9 protein-coding genes are annotated in these 16448 nt (G+C 62.6%); 5 read left to right on the top strand and 4 right to left on the bottom strand.

The window, feature by feature from the left end; all coding sequences use genetic code 11:
- Positions 1-31: 31 nt before the first annotated feature.
- Positions 32-730 (bottom strand): DUF1013 domain-containing protein, encoded by a 699-nt coding sequence (locus QA637_RS16625; protein ID WP_153440617.1) that lies wholly within the window; start codon positions 728-730, stop codon positions 32-34.
- Positions 731-1029: 299 nt separating this feature from the next.
- Between QA637_RS16625 and acs the strand changes: the two genes are divergently transcribed.
- On the top strand, positions 1030-2979 hold the full coding sequence (gene acs / locus QA637_RS16620; RefSeq protein WP_283062379.1) for an acetate--CoA ligase: 1950 nt from the start codon (positions 1030-1032) through the stop codon (positions 2977-2979).
- Between the two features lie 309 nt (positions 2980-3288).
- Here acs and QA637_RS16615 read toward each other — a convergent pair whose 3' ends face one another.
- Positions 3289-3540, bottom strand: a complete 252-nt coding sequence (locus QA637_RS16615; RefSeq protein WP_167528291.1) for a DUF1674 domain-containing protein — start codon at positions 3538-3540, stop codon at positions 3289-3291.
- Between the two features lie 120 nt (positions 3541-3660).
- On the opposite strand from QA637_RS16615, the gene htpX reads away from it, so the two are divergent.
- The 4 genes from htpX (at position 3661) to purH (ending at position 9780) form a co-directional block, all read left to right on the top strand.
- Positions 3661-4620: a zinc metalloprotease HtpX gene (gene htpX / locus QA637_RS16610; RefSeq protein WP_153440619.1), complete on the top strand. Its 960-nt coding sequence runs from the start codon at positions 3661-3663 to the stop codon at positions 4618-4620.
- Positions 4620-6020 carry an RsmB/NOP family class I SAM-dependent RNA methyltransferase gene (locus QA637_RS16605; RefSeq protein ID WP_153440620.1) on the top strand — a complete coding sequence of 467 codons (1401 nt, stop codon included), beginning with the start codon at positions 4620-4622 and terminating at the stop codon, positions 6018-6020. The genes htpX and QA637_RS16605 overlap by 1 nt, the downstream gene beginning before the upstream one ends.
- Positions 6021-6338: 318 nt before the next feature.
- The gene (locus tag QA637_RS16600; RefSeq protein ID WP_153440621.1) at positions 6339-8024 is read left to right on the top strand and encodes a heparinase II/III family protein; all 1686 of its coding nucleotides are present in this window, start codon (positions 6339-6341) and stop codon (positions 8022-8024) included.
- A 145-nt stretch (positions 8025-8169) separates the two neighbouring features.
- On the top strand, positions 8170-9780 hold the full coding sequence (gene purH / locus QA637_RS16595; protein WP_283062376.1) for a bifunctional phosphoribosylaminoimidazolecarboxamide formyltransferase/IMP cyclohydrolase: 1611 nt from the start codon (positions 8170-8172) through the stop codon (positions 9778-9780).
- Positions 9781-9960: 180 nt separating this feature from the next.
- Here purH and QA637_RS16590 read toward each other — a convergent pair whose 3' ends face one another.
- Together QA637_RS16590 and QA637_RS16585 are read right to left on the bottom strand one after the other, a co-directional pair.
- Positions 9961-11349, bottom strand: a complete 1389-nt coding sequence (locus QA637_RS16590) for an MFS transporter (RefSeq protein WP_283062375.1) — start codon at positions 11347-11349, stop codon at positions 9961-9963.
- A gap of 122 nt (positions 11350-11471) precedes the next feature.
- Positions 11472-16247 (bottom strand): NAD-glutamate dehydrogenase, encoded by a 4776-nt coding sequence (locus QA637_RS16585; protein ID WP_283062374.1) that lies wholly within the window; start codon positions 16245-16247, stop codon positions 11472-11474.
- Positions 16248-16448: the final 201 nt, after the last annotated feature.

Here is a 16448-nt window from a genome sequence, read left to right as displayed (position 1 = left end):
GGGTTTCTGCATCGTATCGCCGAAGTGGCGATCAATAATCGTCGTCTTCGTCGTCCTTGCGATCCGACTTCAGCGACTTCAGCTTGGCGAAGACGGCGTCGGCGTCGATTTCCTTCTCTTCCTCGCGGTCGAAGTTGTAGCCGAGCTTTTCGGTCTCCTGTGCTGCCTCCAGTGTCGCACCCGCCTCGGCTGCTGTCGGCAGCGGACGGCCCTTGGAGGCGCGTTCGACTTCGAGATCGAGGTCGATCTGTGAGCAGAGGCCGAGCGTCACCGGATCCATAGGCGTCAGATTGGCCGAGTTCCAATGGGTGCGCTCGCGAATCTGCTCGATCGTCGTCTTCGTCGTGCCAACAAGCCGCGAAATCTGCGCGTCCTTCAGCTCGGGATGGTTGCGCACAAGCCAGAGGATGGCGTTCGGACGGTCCTGGCGCTTGGAGACCGGCGTGTAGCGCGGGCCCTTGCGCTTGGAGTCCGGAACGCGAACCTTCGGTTCGGAGAGCTTGAGCTTGTGGTTCGGGTTTGCCTCGCCGCGCGCGATCTCGTCGCGAGAAAGCTGACCGGTGGCGATCGGATCGAGGCCCTTGATGCCCTGCGCCGATTCACCGTCGGCGATCGCTTTCACTTCGAGTGGGTGCAGCTTGCAGAACTGCGCGATCTGGTCGAATGACAGCGCTGTGTTGTCAACAAGCCAGACGGCGGTTGCCTTGGGCATAAGCAGTTGCTGAGCCATGGATATAGTCCTTTTGTCCGTCCGCGCCGGTGTCGCGGGCCGTGGAGTCTACCACTGATTTCCGGGAATTGAGCGCCTCTATACCGTCACTGTCGCGAAATTGCAATTCTTTCAGTGGCGATGTCCTTTTGTCTAATTGCGGGCGGGTTTTGACCTGCTATGAATTGTGACGGAACCATGGGCGGCTAGGAGTGTCGTCCCGGAGGGGGAAAAGTGTGTGCGGTTTTCCGCCGGCCCCCGCTGTCATTAAGAAACGATCACAAACGTGATCTGGCGAGGAATGCTCAGGGAGGAAACACATGTCCGTAAAGACCTATCCGGTTCCGAAATCCGCCAAGAGCCGGACGCTGCTCGACAACGCTGACTATCTGAAGTGGTACGAGGAGAGCGTTGCCGATCCGGACAAGTTCTGGGGCAAGCATGGCAGGCGGATCGATTGGTTCAAGCCCTACACCAAGGTCAAGAACACGTCCTTCAAGGGCAAAGTCTCGATCAAGTGGTACGAGGACGGCATTACCAACGTCTCCTACAACTGCATCGACCGCCATCTGAAGACCCATGGCGAGAAGACCGCGATCATCTGGGAGGGGGACAATCCCTACATCGACAAGAAGATCACCTATAACCAGCTTTACGATCAGGTCTGCCGTCTCGCCAACGTGCTGAAGAAGCATGGTGTCAAGAAGGGCGATCGCGTCACCATCTACATGCCGATGATTCCGGAAGCGGCCTATGCGATGCTCGCCTGTGCCCGTATCGGCGCCATCCATTCGGTCGTCTTCGGCGGCTTCTCACCGGACGCGCTCGCCGGCCGCATCGTCGACTGCGAATCCACTTTCGTCATCACCTGCGATGAAGGCGTGCGTGGCGGCAAACCGGTTCCGCTCAAGGAAAACACCGACACGGCGATCGATATTGCGGCCAAGCAGCACGTGATCGTCAACAAGGTACTGGTCGTGCGCCGCACCGGCGGGAAGACGGGCTGGGCACCAGGGCGCGACCTCTGGTACCACCAGGAAATCGCGACCGTGAAGCCGGACTGCCCGCCGGTGAAGATGAAGGCCGAGGATCCGCTGTTCATCCTCTACACCTCGGGCTCGACCGGCAAACCCAAGGGCGTGCTGCACACGACCGGCGGCTATCTCGTCTATGCGTCGATGACGCATGAATATGTCTTCGACTACCGCGACGGCGATATCTACTGGTGCACGGCCGATGTCGGCTGGGTCACCGGCCATTCCTACATTGTCTACGGCCCGCTCGCCAATGCGGCGACGACGCTGATGTTCGAAGGCGTGCCCAACTTCCCGGATGCCGGCCGCTTCTGGGAGGTCATCGACAAGCACAAGGTCAACGTCTTCTACACGGCGCCGACGGCGATCCGCTCGCTGATGGGTGCCGGCGACGAGTTCGTCAAGCGCTCCTCGCGTTCGTCCGTGCGCCTGCTTGGCACCGTCGGCGAACCGATCAATCCGGAAGCCTGGGAATGGTACTACAATGTCGTCGGCGAACAGCGCTCGCCGATCGTCGATACCTGGTGGCAGACGGAAACGGGCGGCATCCTGATCACCCCGCTGCCGGGCGCGACCGATCTCAAGCCCGGTTCGGCGACCCGGCCCTTCTTCGGCGTCCAGCCGCAACTCGTCGACAACGAGGGCAATGTGCTCGAGGGTCCGGCCGACGGCAATCTCTGCATCACCGACAGCTGGCCCGGCCAGATGCGGACGGTCTATGGCGACCATGCCCGCTTCATTCAGACCTATTTCTCCACCTACAAGGGCAAGTATTTCACCGGCGACGGCTGCCGGCGCGACGAGGACGGCTACTACTGGATCACCGGCCGCGTCGATGACGTGCTCAATGTTTCCGGCCACCGCCTCGGCACGGCCGAGGTCGAGTCGGCGCTCGTCTCGCACCATCTCGTCTCGGAAGCGGCGGTCGTCGGCTATCCGCACCCGATCAAGGGACAGGGCATTTACTGCTATGTCTCATTGATGGCCGGCGAGACCGGCAACGACGATCTTCGCCAGGCCCTCGTCAAGCATGTCCGCTCGGAAATCGGACCGATCGCCACGCCGGACAAGATCCAGTTCGCACCCGGGCTGCCGAAGACTCGATCCGGCAAGATCATGCGGCGCATTCTCCGCAAGATCGCCGAGGACGACTTTGGTTCTCTGGGCGACACTTCGACGCTTGCCGATCCCGCGGTGGTCGACGACCTGATTGCCAACCGCCAGAATCAGGCGTGATTTGAGTATAAGGGGTACGGCTGCCCCTCATCCGGCCTGCCGGCCACCTTCTCCCGCTCACGGGGCGAAGGAGACTCGAGGCACCGCCCGGCGCCAAAATCCCTCTCCCCGCATGCGGGGAGAGGGCTAGGGCGAGGAGCCGCCTCGGATAATTTGAGCAGTGACGATCCGAAACGTCGGGCACCGCTTCATTAGCCGGAGTCGTATAGATATTTGACGTGCCGAGAGGCGACTCCAGCAAGCTACGATCTCCGCAGCGTCATCGAATCGCCGATGAAATGATGATTCACTCTATCGAGACATGGCGCCTCAGAAATCGATCGCCCGACCCTTGATCTCCCAATCGCCGAAGCGCGCCGGATCAAGGCCCCCGCGGCCGCCAAGCTCGGTCGGCATGACTTGTGGTTCCGCAGCGCGTCTTCTCTCCTCCGCCTCCTTCAGCGCACGAAGGGCGGCAGGCGGCAGCGGGCGCTTGGGGCGGTCGGGCGAATTGTCGTTGTCGTTCTGCATGGGATCCCGGATTTCCGTGATATTGAAGAGCGTCGGGTTTATACCCATCATATAAGCGGTTCCGTGCGAACGGAAACCCTGATTCACGTGAAACGTTCGTGAGAAACGGGCGGAACAGCCTGGATTCCATCGCCGAACGGATGACGAGACAAATATGCCTGGAGCTCATCCATGAACCTCATGCGCACCGCAATGCTGCTTGCCGTCATGACCGTCCTCTTCATGGCCGTCGGCTACGCCATCGGCGGCCGAGGCGGCATGATGATCGCCCTTGTCATTGCCGCAGGCATGAACTTCTTCTCCTACTGGAATTCCGACCGCATGGTCTTGAGCATGTACCGGGCCCAGGAAGTCGATGAACGCACCGCGCCCGAATACTACGGGATCGTCCGCGGCCTGGCGCAGAATGCCGGTTTGCCGATGCCGCGTGTCTATGTCATCGACAGTCCGCAGCCGAACGCCTTTGCCACCGGCCGCAACCCTGAGAACGCCGCGGTCGCCGCCTCCACCGGCCTCTTGCAGTCGCTTTCCTACGAGGAAGTCGCCGGCGTCATGGCGCATGAGCTTGCGCATATCCAATATCGCGACACCTTGACGATGACGCTGACGGCGACGCTTGCCGGCGCGATTTCGATGCTCGGCAACTTTGCCTTTTTCTTCGGCGGTAACCGCGACAACAACAATCCGCTCGGCTTCATCGGCGTCCTTGTCGCGATGATCGTCGCGCCGCTCGCGGCGATGCTGGTGCAGATGGCGATCAGCCGTACCCGCGAATATTCCGCTGACCGGCGCGGCGCAGAAATCTGCGGCAATCCGCTCTGGCTGTCCTCGGCACTGCAGAAAATCGCCGGTGCCGCTCACGTGATCCACAATGACGACGCCGAGCGCAACCCGGCGACCGCGCATATGTTCATCATCAATCCGCTTTCCGGCGAACGGATGGACAATCTCTTTTCGACCCATCCGAATACCGAAAATCGCGTGGCGGCGCTGGAGGAGATGGCACGTGGGATGTCGACGGGCTCGACGCCGGCGGTCCGCACTGATAATCCCGTGCGCAAATCGCGCTCTGTCCCGAAAACTGGCTGGGGTCGCGGTGGTTCCGAACCGCCCAAAGGTCCCTGGTCCTGATGCCCGAGAAAAACGATTCACGCCCGAAACGAACCCGAGCTCAGAAGGCAGCGCCGAGCCGCACCGGTGCCGCGATGGCGGAGAAGCCGGGGTTGAAGAGCCGCCAGGCGGCGGCGAAGATCCTGGCGGCCGTCGTCGACCGCAAGACCTCTCTCGACGGCATGCTCGACCAGGAGCACGGCAATCCGGTCTATCGCGAACTCAATGACGCCGATCGGGCGCTGGTGCGCGCCATCCTCAATTCGGCGCTCCGGCATCTGCCACGCATTCGGGCGGCAATCGATTCTCTGCTGCAGACGCCGCTGCCGGAAGGGGCGCGTGCGCTCGATCACGTACTGACGGTTGCCGCGGCGCAGATCCTCTATCTCGACATTCCGGATCATTCCGCCGTCGACCTTGCCGTGGAGCAGGCGCAGGGCGATCCGCGCAATCGCCGTTTCGCGAGTCTCGTCAATGCCGTTCTTCGCCGGCTCTCGCGCGAAAAGGACGCCATTCTCGACAAGATGAAAACCATTCCGGCAATGCCGGACTGGTTTTACGAAAGGCTCGTGGTACATTACGGCCGGGACGAGGCCGAGCGCATATCGGCGGCGCAAGAGATTTCGGCCGCAATCGATCTGTCGGTGAAGTCAGACCCCGACGCCTGGGCCGAGCGTCTCGCGGGCACGGTTCTTCCGACCGGTTCGGTCCGGCTTGGAACCTTCTCGGGCACCATTCCGGCTTTGCCGGGATTTTCGGAAGGGGAGTGGTGGGTCCAGGACGCGGCTGCCTCGATTCCGGCGCGCCTCTTCGGCGATCTGGCCGGCAAGAGCGTCGTCGACCTCTGCGCGGCTCCGGGCGGCAAGACGGCACAGCTGATCCTCGCCGGAGCAAACGTGACGGCGCTCGATCAGTCGTCAAGCCGCTTGCGGCGCCTGAAGACCAACCTCGCGCGGCTTGGGCTTGAGGCCCGGACGAAGGAAGTCAACATGGCTGACTTCCAACCGGAGGAACTCTTCGATGCGGCGCTGCTCGACGCTCCCTGCTCCTCTACTGGAACGACGCGCCGTCATCCGGATGTGCTCTGGACGAAGGGGCCGGAGGACGTCGAGAAGCTTGCCGGGCTGCAGGAGCGGTTGCTGCGCCACGCGCTGACCGTGGTGAAGCCCGGCGGGCTGGTGGTCTTTTCCAATTGCTCGCTCGATCCGCGCGAAGGCGAGGAGGTTGTCGCGCGCGTCGTCGGCGACGGCGAGGATTGTGAACGCGTGCCCATTGCTGCTGCCGATTGGCCGGGTCTCGGCGAGGCGATCACAGAACTCGGCGAGTTTCGCACGACGCCCGCCATGCTGCCGCTTGCAGCACCATTCGCCGGCGGGCTCGACGGTTTCTATGCCGCGGTGCTTCGCCGCAAGCGTGCCTAAAGATCAACCGATGTCGACGCAATGGCCGCCGTCAACAGGCTGTTTTGCCGCGACAATTGACGCTATCGGGCCGTCGGCCTATCAATATTTACAGGATTGATAAAAGTTTAATGGTCTTTCCGGCACCATCTGCTGGAAAGGGATTCTGGCGCGAGCCGGGCATGCGCTGCAGCGCCGCGCGTCTTTCTGGGCGCCAAGGTCGCTGTAGCACTTGGAATTGCTGCATGTCCCCTGAATCGGAGTAGATTTTAGGACGTGCAGCAGCCTCAGGCGCTTCGAAAGGGTCCGTTGCAGGCATAAGGAAACCGACGGGCGCTGATGGTGTTTTCCGGTAAGCAAAGGCTTCTTTACCTGTATCTGCGGGAGGGCTGGCGCCGATTTTCGCGCCGCATCGCGCTCGGCCGCTCGACGGCGATGCGCTTTGCCGGATCAACGCCCGATCGGCTGATCGTTGCGCCGACCGACTTGAGGGCGATCGATCCCTTCGTTGCCGAAGAGATCCTTGCGGGCCGCTTTCCGCTCGCCGGCCGCGTGCTCGATACTGAAGGTGAATCCCCCTTCGAGATCGATTTGCCGTCGCACGAGTTTGCGGTCCGGCTCCATTCCTTCGGCTGGCTCAGGCATCTGCGCGCGATCCGTGACGATGCCGGCTATGTCAGGCTCCGACAGATCGTCGACGACTGGATCGGCAGCCACGGCCGCACCATCGGCGGCATCTCCTGGGAAGCCGACGTAATCGCCCAGCGCATCATCGCCTGGCTGTCGCATTCGCCGGTGGTGCTCAGAAACGCCGAACACGGGTTCTACCGCCGCTTCCTTAAAAGCCTGGCTTTCCAGGTTCGCTACCTTCGGCACATTGCGGATACGGTCTGCGACGGCGAGGCGCGCCTGCGCGTGCGCATGGCGCTCGCCATGGCATCCGTGTCGATGCCGGCGTCCGCTTCCGCCATCCGTAAGGCCTCCCGCAATCTCGATTTGGAACTCGATCGCCAGATCCTGCCGGACGGAGCGCATTCTTCGCGCAGCCCCAGAGCGGGGCTCGAGCTTCTGCTAGATCTGCTGCCGCTCAGGCAAACCTATGTCAATCTTGGCCACGATGTGCCCTCGCGGCTTATTCCCTGCATCGACCGGATGTATCCGGCCTTGCGTTTCTTCCGCCACCAGGGCGGCGAACTCGCGCTTTTCAATGGCGCGACCTCCGTTCTGGCGCACGAACTCGCCTCGGTGCTGCGATATGACGAAACGGCCGGCGAGCCGTTTCACTCGCTGCCCCATGCAAATTATGAGCGGCTGTCGCTCGGCGAAACCGTCGTCATCATGGATACCGGGCGCCCGCTTTCGATCGACCTTTCGCGCAGTGCCCATGCGGGCTGCCTCTCCTTCGAGATGTCATCGGGCAGGAACCGCTTCGTCATCAACTCCGGCGCACCGAAGTTTGCCGGCGAGCGATTCCGCCAGATGGCCCGGGCGACCGCCGCGCATTCCACGGTGACGGTCAACGATACGTCCTCGTGCCGCTTTTCCCATTCGCGTTTCCTCGGGCCGATCATGACGTCCGGGCTCTCGGCGGTGCTGGTCGAGCGAAAGGACGAGCCGGGCCGCATCCAGTCCATCTGGGCCAGTCACGACGGCTATCTCGCCTCTTTCGGCCTGCTTCATGAACGCGATATCAGCGTCTTGAACGGAGGCCGGCTGCTTCGTGGCCGCGATCGCCTTTCGCGAGGGGATGGCGGCGATCCGGATGCCGCCAGCGCCGCCATTGCAGTCGCCCGCTTTCATATCCACCCCGCGATCGCGATGCGGCGGGCGAGCGACAGCGAGGTCTATCTCGCCGCGCCCGATGGTGAAGCCTGGCTCTTCGCCTGCCGGGATGGGGAACTGGCGATCGAGGAGGATATCTTCTTCGCCGACCCCTCGGGTGTGCGCGCCTCCTCGCAGATAACCGTCACCTTTGCCGTCGCTGCACAGCCCGAAATCCAGTGGACCCTTACCCGCGAGAGCTAGGTCCTGAGCCTAGGGCGTCGCCTATTTTCCGCTGTTGGCCGTGGCGAAGGTTTCTTCACGGGGCAAGCTATGCTAACGGGCAGCCATCCCAATCGCCGGCACCTTTCCTCCCCAAGCGTCCGGCGCCGCCAAAGGAGCATGGTTGATGGCTGTCGCCTCCAAGAAAATCCCCGCCCCGGACGAAGTCCGGATCCGCACCGCCCTCCTCTCGGTTTCCGACAAGACCGGCATCGTCGAGCTCGCGCGTGCTCTTCATGACAAGGGCGTACGCCTTGTTTCCACCGGCGGCACGCACAAGGCACTGTCGGACGCCGGGCTTCCGGTCAGCGACGTTTCTGAACTGACCGGCTTTCCGGAGGTCATGGATGGCCGCGTCAAGACGCTTCACCCCGGTGTTCATGGCGGCCTGCTCGCCATTCGCGATGATGCCGAGCACGTCGCGGCGATGGGCAAGCACGGCATCACCGCCATCGATCTCGCCGTCATCAATCTCTATCCGTTCGAGGAGGTTCGCGCCAAGGGCGGCGATTATCCGACGACGGTCGAGAACATCGACATCGGCGGTCCGGCGATGATCCGGGCTTCGGCGAAGAACCATGCCTATGTGACGATCGTCACCGATCCTGCCGACTATGCGCCGCTGCTCGAAGAAATCGCCGGCGGCACGACGCGCTATGCCTTCCGCCAGAAAATGGCCGCAAAGGCTTATGCCCGCACGGCCGCCTACGATGCCGCGATCTCCAACTGGTTCGCCGACGTTCTCGATACGCCGATGCCGCGGCATCGCGTGATTGGCGGCGTGCTCAAGGAGGAGATGCGCTACGGCGAAAACCCGCATCAGAAGGCAGGCTTCTACGTGACCGGCGAAAACCGGCCGGGGGTCGCGACCGCCACGCTGCTGCAGGGCAAGCAGCTTTCCTACAACAACATCAACGACACCGACGCCGCCTTCGAGCTCGTGGCCGAGTTCCTGCCGGAGAAGGCGCCGGCCTGCGCCATCATCAAGCACGCCAACCCCTGCGGCGTCGCGACGGCGCCGTCGCTTGCGGAAGCCTACCGCCGGGCGCTTGCCTGCGATTCCACCTCCGCCTTCGGCGGTATCATCGCGCTCAACCAGGAGCTCGATGCCGAGACGGCGGACGAGATCGTCAAGCTCTTCACGGAAGTCATCATTGCACCGTCGGTCAGCGACGAGGCGAAGGCGATCATCGCGCGCAAGCCGAACCTTCGGCTGCTCGCGACCGGCGGCTTGCCGGATCCGCGCGTGCCGGGTCTTTCCGCAAAGACGGTCGCAGGCGGCCTGCTCGTCCAGACGCGCGACAACGGCATGGTCGAGGATCTCGAACTCAAGGTCGTGACCAAGCGCGCACCGACCGCGCAGGAGCTCGAAGACATGAAATTCGCCTTCAAGGTGGCGAAGCACGTCAAGTCGAACGCCATCGTCTATGCCAAGGACGGCCAGACGGCCGGCATCGGTGCCGGTCAGATGAGCCGCGTCGATTCGGCCCGGATTGCCGCCATCAAGGCGGAGGAAGCCGCCAAGGCGCTGGGACTCGCCGAACCGCTGACCCGCGGCTCGGCTGTCGCATCGGAGGCCTTCCTGCCCTTCGCCGACGGCCTCCTGTCGGCAATCGCCGCCGGCGCCACGGCCGTCATCCAGCCGGGCGGCTCGATGCGTGACGAAGAGGTGATCGCCGCGGCAAACGAGCACAACGTTGCCATGGTCTTCACCGGCATGCGCCATTTCCGGCATTGAGTGGCTCAAGCGTCACTACGCAAGCGGGCGCAGCGCTGTAACAGTTGAGCACCCCCGCTCGCCTCTCGTCATCCTCGGGACAAGCCCGAGAATGACGGCCGAGTGGTGCGCGGACACTATTCACGCCGTTCACCCTTCGAGGTGGCAACGCCCCCGCGCCTGCCGCGCAACGGGCCTTTTTTATGCCGGGCGATGCGCCGGATAGGGTGTGCGCAGAAGGATGAAGAGACCCATGGCGAGGAAAGCGACCAGCGCCATCATGCCGATGCGCGCGGAATCGGTCATCACCGTGATCGTTGCGACGGAGGCGGGAGCGAGAAACGAAGTCGCGCGCCCGGAAAGGGCATAGAGGCCGAAATAGCGGCCGGCTTCCTCGACCGCGACGCTTCGGGCGAGGTAGGAACGGGACGAGGCCTGAACTGGCCCGAAGGCGATGCCGACCAGGAGGCCGTAGAGAATATATGCCTTCTCCGCCGTCGTGCCGAAGAGGCCGCCGGAGTCTTCTGTCGGAAGCGTCAGCAGCCCGAACAGCGTAAAGCCTGGCCCGGTCGAGACGATGCCGAGCGTGGCGATGGTGAGACAGACGAGGCTGGCAACGACAATCGTTTTCGAGCCGAGCCGTGCGTCAAGCCGACTCGCATAGAGGCAGCCTGCAATCGCAACAACGTTGAGAATCATTCCATAGAGGCCGAGTTCTATCGTCTGCCAGCCGAACATTCCGGCTGCGAAGGTGCCGCCAAGCGCGAGCAAGCCGTTAACACCGTCCTGGAAGATCATCCGCGCGATCAGAAAACGCAGGATACCTGCTCTCTCCTTTAGTTCCCGGAGTGTGCCCTCAAGTTCCTTGAGTCCACTGGCCGTCGCGTTCCACAGCGACATCGTCGCCTTCTCCGCATCCGGGGTGAACAGGAACATCGGCAGAATGAATATCAAGTACCAGACGGCCGAGATCGGTCCGGTGATGCGGGCGTCTTCCCCCTTGGACGGATCGAGGCCGAAGATCGGGTCGAGGCCCAGTGCCGTCTTGCCCGTCGCGGGATTTCCGGCAATGAGCGCTACGACGGCAATCAAGACGATCATGCCGCCGAGATAGCCGAGCCCCCAGGCAATGTTCGAGACGCGGCCCACTTCTTTTTCGCTCACCAGCCGCGTCATCATCGAATCATTGAAGACGATCGAAAATTCGGCAGCGACGGTCGCCAGAGCGAGAAAGATCGCGGGATAGAGGATGGGCGAGCCCGGGGCGGCGAACCACAGCATTGCGAGCGAGGCGATCTTGATGACGGCGAAAAAGCCGATCCAGGGCTTGCGTGGTCCGGTCGCGTCGGCGATCGCGCCAAGCACCGGCGAAAGAACCGCGATGATGATGCCGGAGACGGTAAGCGTATAGCCCCAGATCGCCTGCCCTTGCACATGGTCGGCCGTGAGCCGGGATACGAAATAGGGCGCGAAGATGAAGGTGGTGATGACGGTGAAGAAAGGCTGCGCGGCCCAGTCGAACAGCATCCAGCCGATGATGCCGAGGCGTGACGCCCCGGGCTGCTCTCTCGCTTCGGCCGTAACGTCCAATTTCCCCTCCCGGAATTTATCGGCCCTCGTCGACTGTTTGGCGAGGGCCGATAACGCGTTGAAATCGCGATTAAACCCGAAGCGGAATCAGTCCTCCGGGCGGATTGCCCGGACGGACTGTGTCATTTCGCCTTGGCGCGTGCAAGGTCGTTGAGCAGGCCGGCGGCGACAGTAATCTTGGCGAGTGTCGTCTCGCCCTTTTCGGTGAGCAGCTTCAACTGGTCGCCGACGCGAGAGACACGTTGGCGATCGCTTTCGTGCCAGGCGAGCACGGGATTGCGTTCGCCCTTCTGCTCGACGAGAGCCGCGATCGTGATGTCGCGCCTTGCGACGCCAATATCGGTGACGGCGCGCGAAAGCGCCATCGCTTCGAACTGCTCCGTGGCCGGAACCCGGTCGGCGGCGGCGAGCAGCCGGTTGATTCCGAGGTTCTCCGTCACCGTGAAATAGCTCTGCGCGGTACGGCTCAGCGTTTCCTTGGTTTCGGTGGCGATTTGCATGATCTCCGGCACCAGGGTCATCAGCGACAGTTCGGCAATTTCCTCCGCGAGCTTTGCCGGTACGCCGCTTTCGATGAAGGCCGCGGCCTTCAATCGCGCTTCTTCGGAAATCGCGGCGCGCATCGTGCCGCGCAGCTTCTGCAGGCCGTCACGCAGGCGCGAAACCGCATCCGAAACCGGGCCGCTTGCGGCGCGCGTGCGCAATGCCCTCTCGGTGACGAGGGTGAAGATGTGGCCCACTTCCTGGTAAAGCGCGTTCTGGACCGCGCCGCTGATCTTGTTGTCGAGCGCGTCGATCTCTGCGTAAATCCGCTGCAGGTCGAAGCCGTCGAGCGCCAGCACGGCCGCCTTGACGACATCGCTGGAAAGGAAGCCGGTCGCGTCCGTCAAAGTCGAAACGAAGGCGGGACCGCCGCGGTTGATCGTTTCGTTGCCGAGGACAGTCGCGATGATCTCACGGCGCAGCCGGTGCCCGCGGATGTCGCCGGCATAGGTCTTACGCATCTTTGCCGGGAAATAGCGCTCGAGCGTCGCAGTGAAATAGGGATCGTCCGGCAGATCGCCGACGATCAGCTCATCGAACAGCACCAGCTTCGCATAGGAGAGCAAAACGCCGATCTCGGGCCGTGTCAGCGGCTTGCCCGCCTGGTAACGCTCGCTCATGGCGAGCTCCGTCGGCAGCGTCTCGACCTTGCGGTTGAGATGGCCGTCGGCCTCGAGCCGCGCCATCAGCCGTGCAAGCGACGTGCGGTTCGCGAGCCCTTGCATTTCCGTGAGCGAGATCGCCAGCGATTGCTGGTAGTTGTTGCGCAGCACGAGATGCGCCACCTCGTCGGTCATCGACGCCAGAAGCGTGTTGCGCTTCGCCCTCGTCAGACGATCGTCCCGCATGGCCGAGGCAAGCGCGATCTTGATGTTGACCTCGACGTCGGAGGAGTTGACGCCGGCCGAGTTGTCGATCGCATCGGAATTGCAGCGCCCGCCAGCGAGCGAGAAGCCGATGCGCCCCTTCTGGGTGACGCCGAGATTGGCGCCCTCGCCGATGACGCGGGCACGCACTTCTTCCGCCGTGACGCGGATCGCGTCGTTGGTGCGGTCGCCGACCTCGGCGTCCGTTTCATTGCTGCCGCGCACATAGGTGCCGATGCCGCCGAACCAGAGCAGGTCGACCTGGCTCTTCAGGATGGCGTTCATGATCTCGAAGGGGGTTGCCTTCGGCTTGTCGATGCCGATTATCGCCATCGCTTCCGGCGTCAGCGTTACGGACTTCTCGGCGCGCGAGATGATCATCGCGCCCTGCGACAGCGCCTTGCGGTCGTAGTCCTGCCAGCTCGAGCGCGGCAAGGCGAACATGCGCTTGCGCTCGGCGAAGGAAAGGTCGGTATCCGGATTCGGATCGATGAAGATGTCGCGATGGTCGAAGGCGGCGATCAGCCGGATCTTCTCCGAAAGCAGCATGCCGTTGCCGAAAACGTCGCCGGACATGTCGCCGACGCCGGCGACGGTAAAGGGCGTCGTCTGGATGTCGATGTCCATTTCGCGGAAATGACGCTTGACGGCTTCCCAGGCGCCGCGGGCGGTAATTCCCATCTTCTTATGGTCGTAGCCCGCCGAGCCGCCGGACGCGAAGGCATCGTCGAGCCAGAAGCCGGCTTCCTGGGCGAGCCCGTTGGCCGTGTCCGAGAACGTTGCGGTGCCCTTGTCTGCCGCGACGACGAAGTAGGGATCGTCGCCATCGAGCCTCAGCGTATCGGCCGGCGGCACGACGTCCTGGCCGACGATGTTGTCCGTTACTGACAGCAGCGTGCGGATATAGGTCTTGTAAGCCTCGGTACCGGCCTTGAAAATTTCATCGCGCGTGCCGCCGACCGGCAGCTGCTTCGGATAGAAGCCGCCCTTGGCGCCAACCGGGACGATGACAGCATTCTTGACCTGCTGCGCCTTGACGAGACCAAGCACCTCGGTGCGGTAGTCCTGCGCCCGGTCGGACCAGCGAAGGCCGCCGCGCGCCACCTTGCCGAAGCGCAGGTGCACGCCTTCGACCTCGGTGCCATAGACGAAGATCTCGCGGAAAGGTCGAGGTTCGGGCAGGCCGTCGAGCTGCTTCGGATCGAGCTTGAAAGCAAGGACAGCGCGTGGATTTCCGTCCGCGTCCCTCTGGAAATAGTTCGTCCGGAGCGTCGACTGGACAACGTTGACGTAGCGGCGCAGGATCTGATCATCGTCGAGGCTCGGCACGGCCGAGAGCGCATCCTCGATCGCCGAAAGCAAGGCATTGCTTTTCTTCGTGCGCGCCTTCACCTCGGTCTTCGGATCCATGCGCGTCGCAAACAGCCGGAAGATATCGGCAGCGATCGCCGGGTATTTGTTCAGCGTGTCGGCGATATAGCCCTGCGAATAGGTGATGCCGGCCTGGCGCAGATAGCGCGCATAGGCGCGCAGCACCGTGACCTCGCGCGCGGTGAGTCCCGCAAGCAGGATCAGCCGGTTGAAGGTGTCGTCCTCGGTCGTGCCATTCCAGGAGGCGAGGAACGCCTCTTCGAGCGCCGCACCCGTTTTGGCGAGGTTGAGCGCATGCCCGTCCCGGTGGACGAGTTCCATGTCGTGCAGAACGACGAGCCTCGGCTCTTCTGCATGTGCGCTGACGCCGATGTCGTAGGTCTGCTCGCTGATGACGCGGAATCCGAGATTTTCGAGGAGCGGCACGCGACGCGAGAGCGAAACCGGATCCTGTGCGTGAAAGATCTTGAGTTCCAGCGTGTCCGGCCGCTCTTTCTGCTTGTGATAGAACGAGATGCGGATCGGGTCGTCGAGCTTGCAGGCGGCGATGTCGTGGAGGTCGTCATAGGCCTCCGCCGGTGTGAAGGCGGCCTGATAGGCTTCGCCAACCGCAATTTCGATGCCGTCCTTGCGAGCAAGCAGATTGAAGCGATCGGTCCAGCGGGTAACGATGCTGCGAACCGCCTCCTCGAGTTTCGCCTGAGGAACGCGCGGTGTCTTGCCGGCGTAGCGGCCAATGATGAAATGGACGCGTGCCAGCCCGCCTTCGGGGAAGGCAGGGTAATAGGCGGAAACGCGCCCGTCATAGGCGGTCTTCAGATAGTTGCCGATCTTCTCGCGCACATCCGAGTCATATTGTTCGCGCGGCACGAAGACGAGGACCGAGACGAAGCGGTCGAAATGGTCGATGCGCGGCAACACCCTGATGCGCGGCCGGTCGCTTAGTTCGTTGATCTGCTCGCAGAAGGCGGCGAGCAGGCCGACGTCGATCTGGAAAAGGTCATCGCGCGGATAGGATTCCAGCGTGTTTGCCAGCATCTTGCCGGAATGGCTCTGGGGATCGTAGCCGAAATAGTCGATGATCTTTTCGATCTTGTGCCTGAGCAACGGTATTTCCGAAGCCTGGCGGGTGTAGGCCGTCGAGGTGAAGAGGCCGACGATGCGGAGTTCCCCGACCACGTTGCCGGAGGCGTCGAAGCGCTTGACGCCGATGTAGTCCATATAGGCACGGCGGTGGACGACGGATTTCACATTGGCCTTGGTCACGATCAGGAAGTCGGGGCCGTCGAGGAAGGCGAGGATTTCCGGCGTCGTCAGCACGGCGTCCTTGCCTTGACGCAGCACGCGGACGTCGGGATTGGAGAGAAGGCCGAGGCCCCTGCCCTTGCCGCGTTCGACCTTCGCCTTCTCGCCCTTGCCGGAATAGGTATATTCTCGCATTCCGAGGAAGGTGAAATTGTTGTCCCTTAGCCAGCGAAGGAAAGCGAGCGCTTCGTCACGATCGCTCTTCTTGCGCGACGCATTATACTCTTCCAGCTCCCGCATGGCCTGGTTGAGCAGCGCCGTCATCGCCGGCCAGTCGTGGACCGCCTGGTGGACCTGATCCAGCACCTCGGCAATGCGCTTGCTTAGCGAACGCGCTTCGAGCGGTGCGAGCTTGCTCAAGTGGATCTGGATATGGCTCACCCGGTGCGCCGGATCGCTTTGCTCGTCCGGATCGAACGGCTTGATGGGCTTGCCCGGTTCCATGACCAGAATGGGATGGATCGCGAGGTGGATGTCGCGGTGCGTGCTCGTCACCTCGCCCATGATCGAATCATAGAGGAATGGCATGTTGCGTTCGGTGATGGCGATGATCGTGACGTCTATGCCACCCGGCGCAACCCCCGGCACGGCCTCGACCGAAACCTGCGGCTTGCCGCCGTCCCAGCGCGCCAGTTCCTTGCGCGCATGCGCCGCGGTCAGCGCCAGCATGTCGGCAGTGTAGAGATCGAGGTCGTCGTTGCTTGCCCCGCCGAAGAGGATCTCGGGCGCCAGCGCGTCGGCGCCGATCTTCTCCGCAGCCGCCTTGGCCGCATCGATATGCCTGTCCCGTTTTGGATTGTATTTCACGCCCATGAACTCTCTCCCCATTCGTGATAGACGAGCCTATCAGAACCATGGCCAATGGCGACCGTTTTATGCCCGATTTCGGCAAAATCGAGCCGCATTTTGGAGAAATTCACGCAGTTTCGACCTAAATCCATTTAAATCGAAGGCAATTTTACGAATATTGCTCAAAAAACCTTAGAAACGCACGAAAACGCCGAAGGCCTGTCT

Source organism: Sinorhizobium terangae (assembly GCF_029714365.1).
Lineage (GTDB): Bacteria > Pseudomonadota > Alphaproteobacteria > Rhizobiales > Rhizobiaceae > Sinorhizobium > Sinorhizobium terangae.
Note: the sequence above shows the minus strand (reverse complement) of the source record. Positions and strands in the feature narration are given on the sequence as shown.

Bases quoted from the DNA above. Each gene is read 5' to 3' on its own strand.
- purH (WP_283062376.1), top strand. From the start codon at position 8,170: ATGGCTGTCGCCTCCAAGAAAATCCCCGCCCCGGACGAAGTCCGGATC.
- QA637_RS16600 (WP_153440621.1), top strand. From the start codon at position 6,339: ATGGTGTTTTCCGGTAAGCAAAGGCTTCTTTACCTGTATCTGCGGGAG.
- QA637_RS16585 (WP_283062374.1), bottom strand. From the start codon at position 16,247: ATGGGCGTGAAATACAATCCAAAACGGGACAGGCATATCGATGCGGCC.
- acs (WP_283062379.1), top strand. From the start codon at position 1,030: ATGTCCGTAAAGACCTATCCGGTTCCGAAATCCGCCAAGAGCCGGACG.
- QA637_RS16605 (WP_153440620.1), top strand. From the start codon at position 4,620: ATGCCCGAGAAAAACGATTCACGCCCGAAACGAACCCGAGCTCAGAAG.
- QA637_RS16625 (WP_153440617.1), bottom strand. From the start codon at position 730: ATGGCTCAGCAACTGCTTATGCCCAAGGCAACCGCCGTCTGGCTTGTT.
- htpX (WP_153440619.1), top strand. From the start codon at position 3,661: ATGAACCTCATGCGCACCGCAATGCTGCTTGCCGTCATGACCGTCCTC.
- QA637_RS16615 (WP_167528291.1), bottom strand. From the start codon at position 3,540: ATGATGGGTATAAACCCGACGCTCTTCAATATCACGGAAATCCGGGAT.